We start from the raw sequence: 18,576 nt of genomic DNA, 5'->3' as shown, positions 1-18,576 counted from the left end.
CGTAACGCTTTTATGTCGTGACGATTACAAATTCAGAAGGCATCCGGCAAATGCCGCGGCCAGCGCCAGGGAGTGACCGCGACGATATCGTAGCGGACAGAGAGACGGTGGAAATCCGCCTGGCGCGACAGCCAGATATCGCTTGCAGCCCTGATCCGCCGCTGCGCCGTGACGGAGACGGCGAAGACCGCCTCGTCGAAGCCGCGGCGAGCCTTCACTTCGACGCAGGCGACGAGATCGCCGCGGCGGGCGATGATGTCGATCTCGCCGAGCCTGGTGCGGTAACGCATCGCCACGATGCGATAGCCCTTGAGCATCAGGCAGAGCGCCGCGCGGTATTCGGCGACGTGACCGCGCTTCAGGGCGTTCAGCTTGCGATTGTCCGGCGGCTCAACCTTCATCGCGTTCCTTGCGGGCGAGAAGCCGGTCGTAGAGTTCCTTGCGCGGCAGTCCGGTCCGGCGGGCGGCTTCCGTTGCCGCCTTGCCCATCGGCATCTCTTGCGCAAGCGCGCTCAAGAGAGCGTCCACATCCGCTTCCTTTGGAACCGGTTTCGCCTCCGGCGGACCGACGACGAGGACGATCTCGCCCCTTACGTTCGCGCCGTCCGCGTAGAAGGCGCGGAGCTCGCCGAGTGTGCCGCGCCGGAATTCCTCGAAGGCCTTGGTCAGTTCGCGGCAGACGGCCGCTTTCCTCTCAGTGCCCAGTACATCGGCGGCGGCGGCAAGTGTTGCCGCGATCCGGTGCGGCGACTCGAAGAACAGCAGCGTCGACGGCACCGCGGCAAGCTCGCCGAGGCGATCGCGCCGCGCCTTGTCCTTTACCGGCAGGAAGCCGGCAAAAAGGAAAGCGTCGCTCGGAAGACCAGAGCCGACAAGGGCGGCAAGAGGAGCCGACGCCCCCGGGATCGGCACGACCCGGTGGCCGGCCTCGATCGCCAGCTGCGCCAGCCGATAGCCGGGATCGGATACGAGCGGCGTCCCGGCGTCGGAGACGAGCGCCACCGATTTGCCCTCGCCGAGCGCCGAAAGCAGCCGCGGGCCGGCCTCGTCGGCATTGTGCTCGTGATAGGCGAAGGGGCGATTGACGATGCCGTAGCGATCAAGCAGCACGCGGGTGACGCGCGTGTCCTCGCAGGCGAGGACGTCGGCACCGGCAAGCGTCTCCAGGGCTCTAAGCGTAATGTCGGCGAGATTGCCGATCGGCGTCGCGACGAGATAAAGCGCCGGCTCCAGCGGGCGGGCCGGTATGCTCATATTGTGCAGCCGGTAGCCGCGCTGTCTCTCCCTGTCCGCCGCTTCGGCCATTTCGTGTTTTTCCAATTGCTTATCTTCCCGCCGACCATGCCCGTCGCCCCGGCTTCGCCCTTTATGGGCGAGCTGATGGCGTGAGGCAAGGACGGGCCGCGGCCGCACGCTTGTGCAATTGGGGAAACTCCCGGCGAAACCCCTTGCTTTTGCGGCTCTCTTTCTGCCATTTTGCCCGTCCACATCCTTCCGGCTGATCGGCCGGGACACTCGCAGTTGACGCCGCGGCGGGTTCCGCCCGCCGGGCAATGGTTGAAAGCGGTAGCATCCCATGCGCATTACTCTCGAGCGGTCCAATCTCCTGAAATCGCTGAACCATGTTCACCGCGTGGTCGAACGGCGAAACACGATCCCGATCCTCTCGAACGTGCTGCTGCGCTCCGACGGAGCGAGCCTCGAAATGAAGGCAACCGACCTCGATCTCGAGATCACCGAGGCGACGCCGGCGCAAGTGGAACAGGCGGGCGCCACCACGGTTCCGGCACACCTCCTCTACGACATCGTTCGCAAGCTCCCCGACGGAGCGGAAGTGCTGCTTGCGACCAATGCCGAAGGCACGGCGATGACGGTGGCCTCCGGCCGTTCGAAGTTTTCGCTGCAGTGCCTGCCGCAGTCGGATTTTCCGGATCTGACGGCCGGAAGCTTCTCGCATTCCTTCCGATTGAAGGCGACGGATCTCAAGATGCTGATAGACCGGACGCAGTTCGCGATCTCGACGGAGGAGACCCGGTATTACCTCAACGGCATTTTCATGCACACGGTCGAGAACAAGGGACAGCTGAAGCTGCGCGCGGTTGCGACCGACGGCCATCGCCTTGCCCGCGCCGATGTCGAGGCTCCGGCAGGTTCCGAGGGCATGCCAGGCATCATCATTCCGCGCAAGACTGTCAGCGAGTTGCAGAAGCTGCTCGACAATCCCGACATCGTCGTGACGGTCGAAGTCTCGGACGCCAAGATCCGCTTGACGATCGGTTCGATCATCATGACCTCGAAGCTGATCGACGGCACTTTCCCCGACTACCAGCGGGTGATTCCGGCCAACAACGAGAAGGAATTGCGCGTCGATTGCCAGTCATTTGCCCAGGCCGTCGATCGCGTCTCGACCATTTCCTCCGAGCGCGGCCGCGCGGTGAAGCTTGCGCTTACGGACGGACAGATGACGCTGACGGTCAACAATCCCGATTCAGGCAGTGCTACGGAAGAACTGCCGGTCGGCTATGAAAGCGATCCACTGGAAATTGGCTTCAACGCCAAATACCTGCTCGACATCACAGCGCAGCTGACAGGCAACGATGCAGTCTTCATGCTCGCCGATCCCGGCTCGCCGACGCTGGTGCGCGATCTCGCTGCCGAGGACGCGCTTTACGTCCTCATGCCGATGCGCGTCTGAGGGTTTCCTTCGACCGCGCCATGAAAGCTGACCCGCCGGCACTGGACGGCGGGTTTTTTGTGAAATCCGTGGTCGCGCGTTGTTGATAAGCTGTCGCTTTTAGACGCGGACAGACTTGTTTTTGCCGCAGATGGGAGCACATTATGCTCCATGCGCTTGCGCGACCTCGCCGAATCAGAACGCTGCGTCGGCCGCGTGCGACTGAATGAGAATGATTTTTCGAGGGGATTCGATGAGATTGCACCTGAAGGTGAAGGAAAAGTTCGGCCGGAAGTTCGATGAGGAAATCCGCTTCTTCAAAGGCTGGATGAACAACACCCGTGCCGTCGGAGCGATCCTTCCAACCTCCTCGATCACGGCGCGACGGATGGCGAGCGTGGTCAATCCCCACTCAGGCCTGCCGGTGCTCGAGCTTGGCCCCGGGACCGGGGTGATCACCAAGGCGATCCTGGAGCGCGGCATCGCGCCGGACAAACTGGTCTCGGTTGAATATTCGACCGATTTCTTCAACCAGCTGAAGGCCCGTTTCGCCGGCGTGCAGTTCATCAACGGCGACGCGTTCGATCTCGAACACACGCTGGGATCCTTGAAGGGCCACCAGTTCGACAGCGTCGTATCCGCGGTGCCGCTGTTGAACTTTCCGATGCACCGCCGCGTCGAACTTATCGAAGACCTGCTTTCGCGCATCCCGGTCGGACGGCCCGTCGTCCAGATTTCCTATGGGGCGCTGTCACCGGTAGTCGCCATGCCCGATCGCTACAGCATCCAGCATCTCGACTTCGTCGTGCGCAACATTCCGCCCGCTCAGCTCTGGGTCTATCGCAAGGCGCATTGAGGCGCCGCGTGTTCGGCGTCTATCTGACCCATCCGCAGGTCAAGATCGACCCGGCAATCGCCGTGCCGAAATGGGGATTGTCCGAGCTCGGCAGGGATCGCGCCCGCGCAGCGGCCTCGACCCCATGGGTCCGGTCCCTCGGCCGCATCATATCCAGCCACGAGACGAAAGCCGTGGAGACCGCAGCCATACTGGCGCGCGCGGCAGGAATCCCGGTCGAGACCGACGAAGAGATGGGCGAGAACGATCGTTCGGCGACAGGCTTCCTGCCGCCACAGGCATTCGAGGAGGCGGCCGACTGGTTTTTCGCCCACCCGAACGAAAGCTTCAAAGGATGGGAGCGGGCGATCGACGCGCAGACGCGCATCTGGAACGCGGTTTCCTACATTCTCGATCGCCACGACCCAGCGATTCCGATCGCCTTCGTCGGCCATGGCGGCGTCGGCACGCTGCTCAAATGCCGCATGACCGGCACCGCGATCGCGCGCGACGCGGACCAGCCGGCCGGCGGCGGCAACCTCTTTGCTTTTCGCCTTGCGGATCGCGCTGTCACGTGCGACTGGACGCCGATGGAATTCTGGGGGTGATCTCGACATGACCATGAGCGCGCGCGACCGGCTGATCGTCGGCCTTGATATTCCGACGGTTGCCGAGGCGGAAAAGATCGTCTCGACGCTTGGAGACAGCATCGCTTTCTACAAGATCGGCTACCAGCTTGCCTTCGCCGGCGGGCTCGAATTCGCCCGCGATCTTGTCGCGAGCGGCAGGAAGGTCTTCCTCGACATGAAGCTGCTCGACATCGACAACACGGTGGCGAAGGGCGTCGAGAACATTGTGAAGATGGGCGTGTCGATGCTGACGCTGCATGCCTATCCCAAGGCGATGAGGGCGGCCGTCGAGGCGGCGCGCGGATCCGGCCTCTGCCTGCTCGGCGTTACGGTGCTGACCTCCATGGACGAGCAGGACGTCATCGATGCCGGTTACGAATACGATCCGCACACGCTGGTGTTGCGCCGCGCCGAACAGGCGCGCGCCGCGGGAATGGGCGGCATTGTCTGCTCCGCCGAGGAGGCCGCGGCGGTGCGCAAGATCATCGGAGCGGACATGGCGCTCGTCACGCCCGGGATCCGGCCGGCCGGTGCCGACAAGGGTGACCAGAAGCGCGTGATGACGCCCGCCGAAGCGCTTCGCGCTGGATCGAGCCATCTCGTCGTCGCGCGGCCGATCGTCCAGGCTGCGGAGCCATTGACGGCCGCCCGCGCGATACTGACCGAGATGGAGAGCGCGCTCTCGGCTTGACCCGTCCGCGAAGGCAAGCTTCGCCGGCTATTCTGCAAGCTTCCCTCCATCGACGAGAAGCTGCGCTTGACGTTGACCGCGAATTGCCGGAAGTAACGATCCCGTCTGTGTATTTCTACCGAAAGACGAGGAGCTTATCATGGCCAAGGGATATTGGATCGCTCGGGTCGATATACGGGACCCGGAGCGTTACAAGGACTATGTAGCGGCGGCAAAGCCGGCCTTCGAGAAATACGGCGCCAAATTCCTTGCCCGCGGTGGCAATTTCCATCGCCTGGAAGGCGCGGTTCGCTCCCGCAACGTCGTCATCGAGTTCCCTTCCCTTCAGGCCGCAGTCGACTGTTACAACTCGCCAGAATACCAGATTGCCGCGGCAATCCGCCAGGAAGTGGCCGACGCCGAGATGGTGGTGGTGGAAGGCGTCTGAAGCCCGCAGAAGGCGTCACGAAAGTGCTGGTGCGGCCCTGTGGATTGGCCTTCACCTCGCCCGCCGCTTGGGCTATGTAGCAAGCAATTCTTCCCAATGATATCAGGAGTGCGTTTCCCATGACCTTGTCCAACCTTCCGCCGCTGGTGACGATTTTCGGCGGATCCGGATTTGTCGGCCGTCATGTGGTGCGCGCGCTCGCCAAGCGCGGTTATCGCATTCGTGTCGCCGTCCGTCGGCCGGATCTCGCCGGCCATCTCCAGCCGCTCGGCAATGTCGGCCAGATTTCCTTCGTTCAGGCCAATCTGCGCTATCGCAAATCGATCGACCGCGCCGTCGAAGGTGCCGACCATGTGATCAACTGTGTCGGCATCCTGTTCCAGAGCGGCCGCAACACGTTCGACGCGGTCCAGGATTTCGGAGCGCGGGCAGTTGCCGAAGCGGCTCGGGCGGCCGGGGCGACGCTGACCCACATCTCGGCGATCGGGGCCGACGCCAAGTCCGAGTCGAGCTATGCCCGCACCAAGGGCCGAGCCGAGGCGGCGATCCTCGAAACGCTACCCGAAGCGATCATCCTGCGGCCGTCGATCATTTTCGGGCCCGAGGACGGCTTCTTCAACAAGTTCGCCGAAATGGCCCGGTTCTCGCCATTCCTGCCGCTCGTCGGCGGCGGTCGCACGAAGTTTCAGCCGGTCTACGTGACCGATGTTGCTGAAGCGGTCGCCCGCGCCGTCGACGGCAAGGTCGAGAAAGGCAAGATCTATGAGCTTGGGGGGCCGCAGGTCCTGTCGTTCCGCGAATGTCTCGAGCTCATGCTGAAGACGATCGACCGCAAGCGCCGCCTCGTCTCGCTGCCCTTCGGCGTCGCTTCGCTGATGGGCAGGGTCGTGTCGCTGGTGCCGTTCATCACGCCGCCGCTCACCGCAGACCAGGTAGTGTTGCTCAAATCCGACAATATCGTCTCCGCACAGGCCGAAACCGAGGGGCGGACGCTCGCCGGAATCGGCATCCAAGCGACGATGCTCGAATCGGTCCTGCCGAGCTATCTGGTGCGCTATCGCCCGCATGGGCAGTATCAGCGCGGCGGACGGGCGGCCTGATATCTCACTCTTCCGGATTTTCGCTCTGTGACCGCCGGCATGCCGGCGGTTTTTGTTTGTTGCAATGACGCAACACCGTTGCAGTTCTGCCGCAGTTGCAAGACGCGAACAACGTTTACCGCAGATTCAGCATGTCCTGATATTGATCATGACATGTCCGGCGAATAAACACCCCTCGCACCACATCGCTCGGCGAGCGCAGTCGGTGCCAACATCACACTCGAAAGGCATAACGTCCCATGGGCAAGTCGATCGCAATCTTTTTTGCGTCTGCGGCACTGATCATTCTGGCTGGCTCATTCATGGCTCCGGGCACCGTGGCAAGCAGCAGCAAGGGATGCGCGCCCGCCTATGGCGTCGATCCCTGCACGACGGCGTCTATCGAGTTTTCCGGCGAGTAAGCCGGCACCTGTCGCATAAAGAGCGGTCCCCCCAGAGACGGACGGCACTGCGACGGTGACATTTTAGTTTTGGCGGGGGCCAGGGAGCCGCATGCGTCTCGAAAGAGCGCATGCGGCTTTATTCTTTGCCTATCCAAGAAGCCAAAGGCCGATCAGACCTGCGACGCCGATGATGATCCGCCAGATCGCGAAGGGCGTGAAGCCGCGGTACGAGACGAAATCGAGCAGCGAGCGCACGACAAACACCCCGGCCACGAAGGCGGCGATGAAGCCGACCGCAATCAGCGTCATATCGTCGAAGGACAGCGCATCGCGGTTCTTGTAGAGATCGATGGTGAAGGCGCCGACCATCGTCGGCATGGCAAGAAAGAAGGAAAACTCTGCCGCGGAACGCTTGTCGGTTCCCATCAGCAGAGCACCGGCAATCGTGGCGCCGGAACGCGACGTGCCCGGAATCATCGCAAGGCACTGAAAGAGGCCGATTTTGAAAGCCAGCGATGGCGGATAGTCCATCACATCGGTGTAACGGGGTTTAAGCGGCAGATGGTCAATCGCGTAGAGGATGACGCCGCCGACGATCAACACGATACAGATCAGCATCGGTGTTTCAAAAAGCACCGACTTGATGAAGCCGTGGGCCGCGGCACCAATGACCGCCGCCGGAAGAAAGGCGATGAGCACCGAGAGCACGAAGCGACGTGCCAGCGCGCTTGACGGCAAGGCCAGCGTGATCTTGAGCAGCCGGTGGAAATAGACCAGCAGGATCGCGAGGATCGCACCGAGCTGGATGAGAACGGCGAAGGTATTTCCGGGTGACCTGAAGCCGAGGAAGTGGCCGGCAAGAAGAACATGCGCCGTCGACGACACGGGGATGAACTCGGTCAGTCCCTCGACAAGCCCGAGAACGAGCGCGCTGATGATCGATTGATCCGCCATAAATAAGATGTTCCTGACATGTTGGGGTGTGGGAGGAGAGGGTCGATTTGCTTGTGTTTGCCACCTGAACTACCTATAGCTCGTTTTTATGACAAGCCGTGGCCAGACACATGTGTCACGATGCTACTGTAGCGCTCCCGAAAAAACAGATCCACGAAGCCGACCCTCGATGCCGACACTCTATCATCACCCCATGTCCTCCGCCTCCCGGTTCGTACGCCTGATTCTTTCGGAATACGGCTACCAGACAGAGCTGAGCGAGGAGCAGCCCTGGGAGAACCGGCGCGACTTTCTGGCGCTCAATCCGGCGGGCACGCTGCCTGTCTATGTCGACGACAGCATGCGCGCGCTTTGCGGCGCGACGATCATTTCGGAATATCTCGATGAGACCAGCGGCATCATGAAGCGCGACCGCCGGTTGCTCGCCGAGGATCCGTTCCAGCGAGCGGAGATTCGCCGGCTCACCGAATGGTTCCTGCAGAAGATGGAAGCCGACGTGACACGCCCCTTGGTGCGCGAACGCATCTTCAAGCTGCAGATGACCCCGGATCAGGGTGGAGGTGCGCCGGATTCGAAAATCCTGCGCACCTCGCGCGCCAATATCCGCCAGCACATGAAATATCTCTCCTGGCTCGCGGGCTCGCGCCCGTGGCTTGCGGGCGACCGCATCTCCTATGCCGACCTCGCCGCGGCGGCCGCGATCTCCGTGCTCGACTACCTCGGCGAGATCGACTGGTCCGAGGCACCGACGGCCAAGGAGTGGTATCAGCGATTGAAATCCCGCCCGTCCTTTCGGCCGCTGCTCGGCGAGCGCGTGCGGGGCGTCACACCGGTTTCGCACTATGCGGACCTCGATTTTTGAGGACAAGGCAATGCCTGGCGACGCTGTAAGAGCGGAGAACCAGGGGAGGAAACGCAGCACACTGACCGCGTTCCTGAAGAGCGAGGCGGCAGACAAGGGCTTCGATATCTGTCGCATCACCAGGCCGGACGCCATCCCTGAGGCGCCCGCACGGCTGAGACAGTTTCTGGCCGAAGGCGCCCATGGCACGATGGAGTGGCTCGCCGAAACGGCAGAACGCCGGTCCGATCCCCGCGTGCTGTGGAGCAACGTCCGCTCGATCGTCATGTTCGGCATGAACTACGGTCCCGAGGACGATCCGCGCGCGATCCTCAGCAGGCGGGAGCGGGGGGCGATTTCGGTTTATGCGCAGAACCGCGATTACCACGATGTCGTCAAGGGGCGGCTCAAGGAGATCGCGACGCGCTTTGCCGCCCGCGCCGGCGAGGACGTGAAAGTCTTCGTGGACACGGCCCCGGTCATGGAAAAGCCGCTCGCCGAGAAGGCCGGTATCGGCTGGCAGGGCAAGCACACTAATCTCGTCAGCCGCGAATACGGTTCGTGGCTGTTTCTCGGCAGCCTTTTCACGACCGCCGATCTCGATTTCGACGAGCCCGAACGCGACCATTGCGGCTCCTGTCGCGCCTGCCTCGATGCCTGCCCGACCGGCGCCTTTCCGGCGCCTTACCAGATCGACGCACGGCGCTGCATTTCCTACCTGACGATCGAGCACAAGGGGCCGATCGAGCCCGAGCTCCGCCCTCTGATCGGCAACCGGATCTATGGCTGCGACGACTGTCTTGCGGCCTGCCCGTGGAACAAGTTCGCGCGTTCGGCCTCTGAGATGAAGCTCAAGCCCCGCGACGACCTGAAGGAGCCGGAATTGAATTTCCTGCTGACCTTGGACGATGCGGCGTTTCGCACCTTCTTCTCCGGTTCTCCGGTTAAACGCATCGGCCGCGACCGTTTCGTCAGAAACGCCTTGATCGCGGCCGGCAATTCCGGCGAAAAAGGTCTGATACCGCATTGCAAGGCATTGGTGCGCGACGCTTCCCCAACAGTAAGGGGCATGGCCATCTGGGCGCTCTCGCGGCTATTGCCGCGCGACGAACTTGTCGCCTTCGCCGGGCAGTGTGAGCTGGAAACCGACAACGACGTTCTTTCCGAATGGGAAATGGCAGGAGTAAGCCGATGCATGTCCTGATTCTTGGCGCCGGCTATTCCGGCACGGCGATCGCGAAAGCGCTGGCGCCTGCCGCCCAGTCCATGACCGGCACAACTCGTTCGCCCGAAAGGCTCTCCGAACTCGCACAAGCCGGGATTCGCCCCCTCCTTTACGATGGAACGGCGATATCCGCCGAGCTCGCGGACGCTATGCGCCAGGCAACCCACCTCGTCCAGTCAATTGCCCCGGGACGCGACGGCGACCCGATGTTCCGCGCCGGCGTCCAGCCGTTGCCCGAGCTTTTGCCGAACCTTCGCTGGATCGGCTATCTTTCCACCGTCGGCGTCTATGGCGACCACAAGGGCGCCTGGGTGACGGAAGACACGCCCTACAAGCCGGTTTCCCAGCGTTCGGTCGAGCGGGTCGAGGCTGAGGATGCCTGGCTTCACTACGGCGCGCAGCAGCGCATTCCCGTCGCGATCCTGCGCCTTGCCGGCATCTACGGTCCGGGGCGCAATGCCTTTCGCAATCTCGCCGAAGGCACGGCACGCCGGCTGGTGAAGCCAAACCAGGTCTTCAACCGCATTCGTGTCGAAGACATCGGATCGGCTGCCGCCTTTCTCGCCAACCGTGGCATGGGTGGAGTCTTCAACGTCACCGACGATGAGCCGGCCGCGCCGCAGGACGTGGTAGCGGAAGCCGCCCGGCTCATGGGCGTCGAGCCGCCACCGGAAATTCCCTTCGAGACCGCCGAACTGTCGCCAATGGCGCGCTCCTTCTATGGCGAGAACAAGCGCGTCTCGAATGCACGCCTTCGCGAGGCTGGCTTCCAATTCGCCTTCCCGAACTATCGCGTGTCGCTTGCACAGTTGTGGCAATCCGGCGCCTGGCGCGGCAAGTAGACTCCCCCACAATTCACGTATCCAGAATAATCCGTTCGGATGAAAGCATGTCTTCAGATCATCCGATAGTAACAGTGAACTCGACTTTCGTTTGACTGCCTAACGCTTGCCCATATTTGGCCTATACTTCGCCCAATCGCACAACCTGCGCGCTAGTTAGCGGATTTCCACGAACGGGATTCATGGAAATTCATGCGAATCGAACTTTTAAATGTTTTTTTTCGAACGCGGGGAGCCTGCACTCTGCCTTGCGTCGCGTTCGACGTCTAACCCCTGATTCCTAGGAACTTCGCACCACGATTTAAAATAATTCAAACAATCTCCCATTTTAAATTTCCACTGCTTTTCAAGAATACCTAATAGACAGTTAACGGTTGAAGCACGGTTTTGCCATTTTTCGCCTCAATTACGTCGATCAGCAGGGAAAATTAACTAAACTTTCAAACCGTGGGGGTCGTCGCTTGAAACCAGCGAACATTAAAACTGCTGCCGCAGCAGTGCTATTCACCGTCGGGATGGGGTTGGTCTCGGCATCCGATAGTCAGGCAGCAGGGTCCGCTTGCGGCGGTGCATCCTGGTACGCACTGACCTCCAAGACCGCGTCCGGCGAAAGAATGAACGCCGCGCGGCTCACCGCCGCCCACCGCAGCCTCAAATTCGGCACGAAGGTCGCAGTCACCAACAAGCGCAACGGCAAGACGGTCGTCGTCCGCATCAACGATCGCGGTCCATTCATTCGCGGCCGCGTGCTCGATCTGTCGAAGGCGGCCGCCTCGCAAATCGGCATGATCCGCTCGGGAACCGCCAGCATCTGTTACCAGGTCATCAATTCCTGATACGCCAATACTTCCGCCCGATTATCGCTCCGGGCAGATTTGTTTATGGAGGCTGCGGGTCTCTCGCATTTATACCGCATCCGTCTTGCTCTTCGGTGTCATCGCCGTTACCACGGCGAAAAAGGAGTTCATCGAAGATGCGATTGGGCGGAAGGCTCGCCGGAGCCATCGAGGTTCTTGACGACATAGAGAAACGGAAGCGTCCCGTCGCCGACGCGCTCAAGGACTGGGGTCTTTCGCACCGCTTCGCCGGATCGGGCGACCGTGCCGCCATCGGCAACATCGTCTATGACGCGCTGCGGATGAAACTGTCGCACGCCTATCTGATGGACAGCGACAGCGCCGCGACGCTTGGGCACGCGGTCATGTATCGGCAATGGGGCTTTTCCCCCGAGACGCTTGCCGCGGAGCTCATCGACGACAAGTTCGCGCCTGAGGCGCCTTCAGCGGAAATGATGAACGCCTTTGCCAAGCGTCGGCTCGAAGACGCGCCCAAGCATGTGCAGGCAGATATTCCGGAATGGACGCAGGCCTCTTTCGAGGAAAACTTCTCCGACCACTGGCTCGAGGAGGCTCAGGCGCTTGCCGGCCGGCCAACGCTGGACCTGCGCGTCAATACACTGAAGGCGAACCGTGACAAGGTGTTGAAGGCGCTCGAGCGCAGCGGCGCCGAACCGGCGACGATCGCGCGCCACGGGGTGCGCATCCCGGCCGGTGAAGGCGCCTCGCGCCTTCCGAACGTTACAGCGGAGATCTCGTTCCAGAAGGGTTGGTTCGAAGTTCAGGACGAAGGCTCGCAGATCGTCGCCGACCTCGTTTTCCCGCAGGAGGGCGAGCAAGTGCTCGACTACTGCGCCGGTGGCGGCGGCAAGACACTCGCAATGTCGGCAGCGATGAACAACAAGGGCCAGGTCCACGCCTACGACACCGATCGCAAGCGGCTGGCGCCGATCATCGAGCGGCTGAAGCGCGCCGGCACGCGCAACGTGCAGGTGCATGAATCGGCGGAATCCCTGGCGCCGCTTGCCGGGCGCTTCGATCGCGTGCTTGTGGATGCGCCCTGCACCGGGACCGGCACGTGGCGCCGCCGCCCGGACACGAAATGGCGGCTCACGCAGAAAAACCTGGAGGAGAGACTGGCCCAGCAGGAGGAAGCGCTGGCGAGCGCCGCCCACTTCGTTCGGCCGGGCGGACATCTGATCTACGTGACCTGCTCGGTGCTTCCCGAGGAGAACGAGTCGCAGGTCTACGGCTTCTGCGAGGACAATCCGGAATTCGAGATTCTCTCGGCCGCCGACACATGGGCGGCACTCTTCGGTACCGACAAGCCGCAGCCGTGGTCCGCCGACATGAAGACGGTCACGCTGACACCCGCCTCGACCGGCACGGATGGGTTTTTCTTCTGCCTTATGGGCCGAAGGAGCTAACGCCGGATAGCAGGCCGGCATTTTCCGCCCGCCGCCCGGGAAAAGATTGAAAATATTCTAAACTATACACTTTGACACAAGTTTACTTTTGGTCCATGACAAAGCCGCTTCAACGGGTCTCGAGGCGTCTGCTCGGCCCTGGAACAAGCCAAGGAGAGGGTCATGACCAAGAATTGCATCCGCGCCGCCGCGCTGGCGCTCATGACGGCAACGTCTGCGCTGGCTTTGCAACCGGCGAATGCCGCCACCGACGCCGCTCAGGTGGTCAAGCACTATGCTGCCGTTGCACACGCCAAATACGAAGATGCCCTGACGACGGCCGAAGCCCTCGACAAGGCGGTTGACGCGCTGATCGCAAGCCCGAGCGAAGAGACCTTGAAGGCCGCGCGTGACGCCTGGCTCAAGGCGCGCAACCCCTATCAGGAAACCGAGGTCTATCGTTTCGGCAACGCGATCGTCGATGAGTGGGAAGGCAAGGTGAACGCTTGGCCGCTCGACGAAGGTCTGATCGACTATGTCGACCAGAGCTATGGCACCGAAAGCGACGAGAACGCTCTTTTCGTTGCCAATGTGATCGCCAACAAGTCGATCAAGATCGACGGCAATGACGTCGACGCGACGAACATCACGCCGGAATTCCTGTCCGGGACGCTGCAGGAAGCAGGCGGCATCGAGGCGAACGTTGCGACCGGCTACCATGCGATCGAATTCCTGCTCTGGGGACAGGACCTGAACGGCACAGGCCCGGGCGCCGGCAACCGCTCCTATACCGACTTCGATACCAAGGCCTGCACGAACGGCAACTGCGATCGCCGAGCCGCCTACCTGAAGGCAGCCACCAGTTTGCTCGTTTCCGACCTCAAGGAGATGGTCGCCAACTGGACGCCGGATGGCGCCGCCGCCAAGGCGGTGGAAGCCGATCCCAAGGCCGGCCTCGCCACCATCCTCACCGGCATGGGCTCGCTTTCCTACGGGGAACTCGCGGGCGAGCGCATGAAGCTCGGCCTGCTGCTGCATGATCCGGAAGAAGAGCACGATTGCTTCTCGGACAACACGCACAACTCGCATCTCCATGACGCGATCGGCATCCAGTCCGCCTATACCGGCGAATATACCCGTGTCGACGGCACGAAGCTCACCGGTCCCTCGATTTCCGAACTCGTTGCCGCGAAGGATGCGGCGCTGGACAAGGAGCTGAAGGACAACCTTGCCGCCACGGTCGAAAAGATGCAGGCGATGGCGAAGCGCGCCGAAACGGTCGAGGCCTATGACCAGATGATCGGCGAAGGCAATGCGGAGGGTAACGCCACCGTCCAGGCCGCGATCGACGGCCTGATCGCGCAGGCGAAGACCGTCGAACGCGTCATCGCCTCACTCGATCTCGGCACGATCGAGCTTGAAGGTTCCGACAGCCTGGATAATCCTAGCGCCGTCTTCCAATGAGCCGAAAGGCGGGCCGCTCCGAAAAGGTGCGGCCCGGCCCAAGTCCAATGCATGTGACCTCCCGCCTCTTCGCGCTGCCCATCGCCGCGCTCATCAGCGTCACCGCAACAGCAGCGGCGACGGGCGACGGTCCCGGCCTCGTCGTCAAAGCGGAACCCCGAGGGATACCAAAGGCTGAAATCGGGAAAGGCGGCGTCGATACCCCCCTCTGCCCTGCCGGGCATCTCCTCCACAAGGGGGGAGATTGGCCGGAAGCAAAGCCTTGCCCGACAGTAAGCGCGCAGGGGCCGGGGTCGAATTCAACGGCACACGCCCAGGTTAGTGGATTGAGCGGGACATCGCCCCTTGCCGATCTCCCCCCTTGTGGGGGAGATGCCCGGCAGGGCAGAGGGGGGTGCAGCGCCGGACAGGTGGCAAACAACCAGATCTCGCCTCGCCCTGCGCGCCAGGACCTTTCCGAGCACGACCGCGAACGCGTGCTGACCGTCACCCGACCAACGACGGATTTCTTCAAGGCCGAACAGTTCGAGGCCCTTTCCGCCGGCGCCGCAACGACAATCGCGCCGGCCGACCGGCAAGTCTTCTCCCAGTTTTCGGCGAACCTTCCCTTTGAGGCCGAGCAGAACTTCAAGCTCGGCAAGGCGCTCTTCGAGAAGCTCTGGGTTTCATCCCCCTCCTCCACGCAGGCCTCCGACGGGCTCGGCCCGCTCTACAACGCCCGTTCCTGCGAGAGCTGTCATCCCCGCGACGGACGCGGCCGACCGCCGGAAGGCGGGTCCGGCTCAACATCGATGTTCTATCGCTTTGCGCGTGCGCCGCGCGATGACGCCGAACGGGAGATGGTCGCCGCCCATGCCGCGCTCAATTTTCCCGATCCTGTTTACGGTGCGCAACTCCAGGACAGTGCCGTGCCGGGGCTTGCAGCCGAAGGGCGCGTAAAGATCACCTATAAGGAAGAGCAGGTGAGGCTTGCGGACGGCGAGACGGCTTTTCTGCGGAAGCCGCATTACACGGTCGCCGGCCTCGGCTATGGCCCGCTCGATCCGACAACGACGCTTTCGCCGCGCGTCGCCTCCCTGATGATCGGTCTCGGCCTGATCGAGGCGATCCACGAGGCCGACATTTTCGCGCGCGCAGATCCGGAGGACCGCGACAGGGACGGCATCAGCGGGCGGCCCGCGCTGGTCCGCGATGCCAAAACCGGAACCGTAACGCTTGGCCGCTTCGGCTGGAAGGCCCAAAGCCCGACGCTCCGACAACAAGCCGCCGACGCCTTCGCCATCGACATCGGCATATCCAACCCCGACAACGATCGCAGCCATGGCGATTGCACCGAGGCGCAGACCGGCTGCCAGGCGCTTCCGACCGGCGTTCAGGAACGGCTCGGCCCCGTCGAAGCACCCGATCCGGTGCTTGGGCTGGTCACCTTCTACGCCTCCAACCTGGCCGTGCCCGCCCGCCGAAAGGCAAGCTTTCCGGAAACCTTGAGGGGCAAGCGGCTCTTCTACGAATCCGGCTGCGTGGCCTGCCATGCGCCCAAATTCGTGACCCGGCGCGATGCATCGCACAAGGAGCAGACGTTCCAGTTGATCTGGCCCTATTCGGATTTCCTGCTGCACGACATGGGTGAAGGTCTCGCAGACGGCCAACAAGTCGGCGTCGCCAATGGCCGAGAGTGGCGCACGCCGCCGCTCTGGGGGATCGGACTGACGCAAACCGTCAGCGGCCACACCTTCTTCCTTCACGATGGCCGCGCCCGTAATCTTACCGAGGCCGTCCTTTGGCACGGCGGTGAGGCGGAAAAGGCTCGCAACGCCTTTGCCGCCCTGCCGAAGGACGACCGAAAAGCCCTGATCACATTCCTGGAGTCACTCTGATGCGCCCGAGCCTTCCCCTAACACTGGCCGTCCTCCTGTTTGCGGCCACCGCCATCCCGACGGCCGCGCAAGAAGGTGGAGCGCTGTCGCCGCGCGTCGTCGACGAGGCCGCCGTGCCGGGCGTCATGGCAAAAGCCGTGGACGGCTTCATCGTCCCCGGCTATCGCGGTCTCGCGGAAGCGACGGTCGGCCTTGCGGAAACGAGCGCCGCGCTTTGCGAGGCGCCCTCGGCAGCGGCGCTCGAGGCTGCCCGCTCGGCCTTTTCGGGCGTCGTGCGGAGATGGTCGGCGATCGAGATCATCCGCCTCGGCCCGGCCCTCGAACAGAACCGCTTCGAGCGCTTCCTGTTTTATCCCGACCGCAAGAGCACCGGCCTCAAGCAGGTGCAGGCGATTCTTGCGAAAGAAGACGAAAGCGCAACGCAGGTAGAAAGCCTCAAGAAAAAAAGCGTCGCTGTCCAAGGCCTCGGCGCGCTCGAATACGTACTCTACGGCACCGGGGCAGAAACGCTTGCCGGGAAGGACGGCGCCTTTCGCTGCCGCTACGGCGTCGCGATATCGGAGAACCTGAAGGCGATCGCGGGCGAGATCCTCGCCGAATGGCAAAGGCCGGATGGAATCCAGGCCGCCTGGAAGAAGCCCGGTCCCGACAATCCGCTCTTCCGCGACAGCAGGGAGGCCGCAACCGAGCTCCTCGGCATTCTCGTCCACAGCGTCGAGATGGTGAAGGACCAGCGGCTGCGGCCCTTTTACACCGGCACGCTCGATGGAAAGCCCGACAAGGGCCGTCCAAGGCTCGCCATCTACTGGCGCTCAGTCAATACGATGGCCGCCATTTCCGCGAATCTGCGGGCCCTGCAGATGCTCTTCGATACGGCCGGCATGGAGAGCCTGCTTCCAGCCGACAGCCGCTCGATCGCCGGTTCGATCAATTTCCTCTTCAAGGCGCTGATCCGCGCCGCGGACCGCATCGAGGGACCGATCGACGCGGCGCTTGCGGACGAGAACCAGCGTGCCACGCTCGACTTCATCGCGCTCAACACCGCTGATCTCCTCGATCGCTTCAATCGCGAATTCGGGGGCGCCATCGGCCTTGGCGCCGGCTTTTCCTTTGCCGACGGCGATTGACATTGCACGTTGACACGGCAACGTGAAGGGGCCCCGCCGGCCAGCGGTTGACAAGCCGCCCTTTTGGGCGCAAAGCGCAAGTCGTGTCCGCTGTCGCGGGCATGTTTCACCTAGCAAGGATCAACCGGAATGAACCCCGACAGTCGAAGTCGAGCCTTCACGCTCACGGCCGTCCGATCCTGATTGATCAGGGCTCCGGGCGGTCGGATGACTCGCCCCATGGAGCCCCAAATGCTGCGCATCTACAAAGGCCAGAACAACCATCTCGCGCCCGTCGACCTCCTCAACGGCCTGGCATCCCAGGAACCGGTGATCTGGTTCGACCTCTTCAGTCCCTCCGCCGAGGAAACCCGGCTGGTCGAAGAGAGGCTGGCGATCGCCATCCCGACACGGGACGAGATGCAGGAAATCGAGCTTTCAGACCGCCTCTACCAGGAGGACGGCGCCGAGTTCATGACGATGACCGCCGTGGCGAAACTCGACAGCGACAATCCGACAAAAGTGCCGGTGACGTTCATTCTCAAGGGACCGAGTCTCGTCACGGTGCGCCACGCCGATCCGAAGCCGTTCCAGGTCTATGCGACCCGCATCCAGAGGCCGAACGGGGCGGCGTGCGAAACCGGGGAAATGGTGATGCTGGGGCTGCTCGAGGCGATGATCGATCGCACGGCGGATGCGCTGGAGCGCGCCGGCAACGAGGTCGATGCGATCTCGCGCGAAGTTTTCCGTAAGTCGCACGCCAACGCCACCAAGAAGACGCGCAACCTGCAGTCGCTGATCGAGCAGATCGGCCAGAAGGGTGACCTCTTGACGATCATTCGTGAAAGTCTGGTGAGCGTCGGCAGGCTCGTCGCCTACCACGTGGCGATCGAGGGCAACGGACAGCGCAAGGCAGCCAAGGAGAGCCGGCAGCGGATCAAGCTGATCCAGCGCGACGCAACCTCGCTCGGCGATCACGCGCTGTTCCTGTCGAACAAGATCAACTTCCTGCTCGACGCGACGCTCGGCCTCATCAATCTCGAACAGAACCAGATCATCAAGATCTTCTCGGTGGCAGCGGTCGTGTTCCTGCCGCCGACGCTGGTCGCCTCGATCTACGGCATGAACTTTCAGTCGATGCCGGAACTGTTCTGGGACCTCGGCTATCCCTATGCTCTCGGCATGATGGTGCTTTCGGCGCTGTTGCCCTATCTCTATTTCAAACAGAGAGGGTGGCTGTGACGATGGCGCACTCTTCCCGGACTTTTCCCGCACAACCCCTCCCC

General features: G+C 62.5%; 19 protein-coding genes. 16 read left to right on the top strand and 3 right to left on the bottom strand.

Annotation, left to right across the window (positions count from 1 at the left end):
* Positions 1 to 32: 32 nt before the first annotated feature.
* On the bottom strand, positions 33 to 401 hold the full coding sequence (locus QA637_RS18510) for a YraN family protein (RefSeq protein WP_283062715.1): 369 nt from the start codon (positions 399 to 401) through the stop codon (positions 33 to 35).
* The gene (gene rsmI / locus QA637_RS18505) at positions 391 to 1,305 is read right to left on the bottom strand and encodes a 16S rRNA (cytidine(1402)-2'-O)-methyltransferase (RefSeq protein ID WP_283062712.1); all 915 of its coding nucleotides are present in this window, start codon (positions 1,303 to 1,305) and stop codon (positions 391 to 393) included. The genes QA637_RS18510 and rsmI overlap by 11 nt, the downstream gene beginning before the upstream one ends.
* Before the next feature lie 271 nt (positions 1,306 to 1,576).
* On the opposite strand from rsmI, the gene dnaN reads away from it, so the two are divergent.
* The 7 genes from dnaN to QA637_RS18470 all read left to right on the top strand — a co-directional run bounded on the left by dnaN (position 1,577) and on the right by QA637_RS18470 (position 6,757).
* Complete coding sequence (dnaN, locus tag QA637_RS18500) at positions 1,577 to 2,695, top strand: DNA polymerase III subunit beta (RefSeq protein WP_136506667.1); 1,119 nt, start codon at positions 1,577 to 1,579, stop codon at positions 2,693 to 2,695.
* Positions 2,696 to 2,927: 232 nt separating this feature from the next.
* Positions 2,928 to 3,530: a phospholipid N-methyltransferase PmtA gene (gene pmtA, locus QA637_RS18495; protein WP_283062710.1), complete on the top strand. Its 603-nt coding sequence runs from the start codon at positions 2,928 to 2,930 to the stop codon at positions 3,528 to 3,530.
* Between the two features lie 8 nt (positions 3,531 to 3,538).
* A complete protein-coding gene (locus QA637_RS18490; RefSeq protein WP_283062708.1) occupies positions 3,539 to 4,117 on the top strand; it encodes a histidine phosphatase family protein in 579 nt (192 codons plus the stop codon).
* Positions 4,118 to 4,124: 7 nt separating this feature from the next.
* Positions 4,125 to 4,829, top strand: a complete 705-nt coding sequence (gene pyrF / locus QA637_RS18485) for an orotidine-5'-phosphate decarboxylase (protein WP_283062706.1) — start codon at positions 4,125 to 4,127, stop codon at positions 4,827 to 4,829.
* 139 nt (positions 4,830 to 4,968) lie between these two features.
* Positions 4,969 to 5,256, top strand: a complete 288-nt coding sequence (locus QA637_RS18480; RefSeq protein ID WP_153442546.1) for a DUF1330 domain-containing protein — start codon at positions 4,969 to 4,971, stop codon at positions 5,254 to 5,256.
* A gap of 119 nt (positions 5,257 to 5,375) precedes the next feature.
* Complete coding sequence (locus tag QA637_RS18475) at positions 5,376 to 6,356, top strand: complex I NDUFA9 subunit family protein (protein WP_283062704.1); 981 nt, start codon at positions 5,376 to 5,378, stop codon at positions 6,354 to 6,356.
* Positions 6,357 to 6,595: 239 nt separating this feature from the next.
* Positions 6,596 to 6,757: a hypothetical protein gene (locus tag QA637_RS18470; protein WP_153442544.1), complete on the top strand. Its 162-nt coding sequence runs from the start codon at positions 6,596 to 6,598 to the stop codon at positions 6,755 to 6,757.
* A gap of 129 nt (positions 6,758 to 6,886) precedes the next feature.
* Here QA637_RS18470 and QA637_RS18465 read toward each other — a convergent pair whose 3' ends face one another.
* On the bottom strand, positions 6,887 to 7,693 hold the full coding sequence (locus QA637_RS18465) for an undecaprenyl-diphosphate phosphatase (protein ID WP_283062701.1): 807 nt from the start codon (positions 7,691 to 7,693) through the stop codon (positions 6,887 to 6,889).
* 169 nt (positions 7,694 to 7,862) lie between these two features.
* Between QA637_RS18465 and QA637_RS18460 the strand changes: the two genes are divergently transcribed.
* The 9 genes from QA637_RS18460 to QA637_RS18420 all read left to right on the top strand — a co-directional run bounded on the left by QA637_RS18460 (position 7,863) and on the right by QA637_RS18420 (position 18,532).
* Positions 7,863 to 8,555, top strand: a complete 693-nt coding sequence (locus tag QA637_RS18460; protein WP_136506799.1) for a glutathione S-transferase family protein — start codon at positions 7,863 to 7,865, stop codon at positions 8,553 to 8,555.
* Between the two features lie 10 nt (positions 8,556 to 8,565).
* A complete protein-coding gene (gene queG, locus QA637_RS18455) occupies positions 8,566 to 9,738 on the top strand; it encodes a tRNA epoxyqueuosine(34) reductase QueG (RefSeq protein WP_283062699.1) in 1,173 nt (390 codons plus the stop codon).
* Positions 9,726 to 10,601, top strand: coding sequence for an SDR family oxidoreductase (locus QA637_RS18450; RefSeq protein WP_283062698.1), 876 nt, complete (start codon positions 9,726 to 9,728; stop codon positions 10,599 to 10,601). The genes queG and QA637_RS18450 overlap by 13 nt, the downstream gene beginning before the upstream one ends.
* A 461-nt stretch (positions 10,602 to 11,062) precedes the next feature.
* Complete coding sequence (locus QA637_RS18445) at positions 11,063 to 11,437, top strand: septal ring lytic transglycosylase RlpA family protein (protein ID WP_153442539.1); 375 nt, start codon at positions 11,063 to 11,065, stop codon at positions 11,435 to 11,437.
* Between the two features lie 137 nt (positions 11,438 to 11,574).
* Positions 11,575 to 12,864, top strand: a complete 1,290-nt coding sequence (locus QA637_RS18440; RefSeq protein ID WP_283062697.1) for an RsmB/NOP family class I SAM-dependent RNA methyltransferase — start codon at positions 11,575 to 11,577, stop codon at positions 12,862 to 12,864.
* Positions 12,865 to 13,026: 162 nt separating this feature from the next.
* A complete protein-coding gene (locus QA637_RS18435) occupies positions 13,027 to 14,307 on the top strand; it encodes an imelysin family protein (RefSeq protein WP_283062695.1) in 1,281 nt (426 codons plus the stop codon).
* 326 nt (positions 14,308 to 14,633) lie between these two features.
* Positions 14,634 to 16,184 (top strand): di-heme oxidoreductase family protein, encoded by a 1,551-nt coding sequence (locus QA637_RS18430; RefSeq protein WP_428843113.1) that lies wholly within the window; start codon positions 14,634 to 14,636, stop codon positions 16,182 to 16,184.
* The gene (locus tag QA637_RS18425; protein WP_283062691.1) at positions 16,184 to 17,311 is read left to right on the top strand and encodes an imelysin family protein; all 1,128 of its coding nucleotides are present in this window, start codon (positions 16,184 to 16,186) and stop codon (positions 17,309 to 17,311) included. The genes QA637_RS18430 and QA637_RS18425 overlap by 1 nt, the downstream gene beginning before the upstream one ends.
* 231 nt (positions 17,312 to 17,542) lie before the next feature.
* Positions 17,543 to 18,532 carry a magnesium transporter CorA family protein gene (locus tag QA637_RS18420; protein WP_283062690.1) on the top strand — a complete coding sequence of 330 codons (990 nt, stop codon included), beginning with the start codon at positions 17,543 to 17,545 and terminating at the stop codon, positions 18,530 to 18,532.
* The last annotated feature ends 44 nt before the right edge of the window (positions 18,533 to 18,576 follow it).

This window comes from Sinorhizobium terangae, assembly GCF_029714365.1.
Taxonomy (GTDB): domain Bacteria; phylum Pseudomonadota; class Alphaproteobacteria; order Rhizobiales; family Rhizobiaceae; genus Sinorhizobium; species Sinorhizobium terangae.
This window is presented reverse-complemented; position numbering and strand designations above follow the sequence as displayed.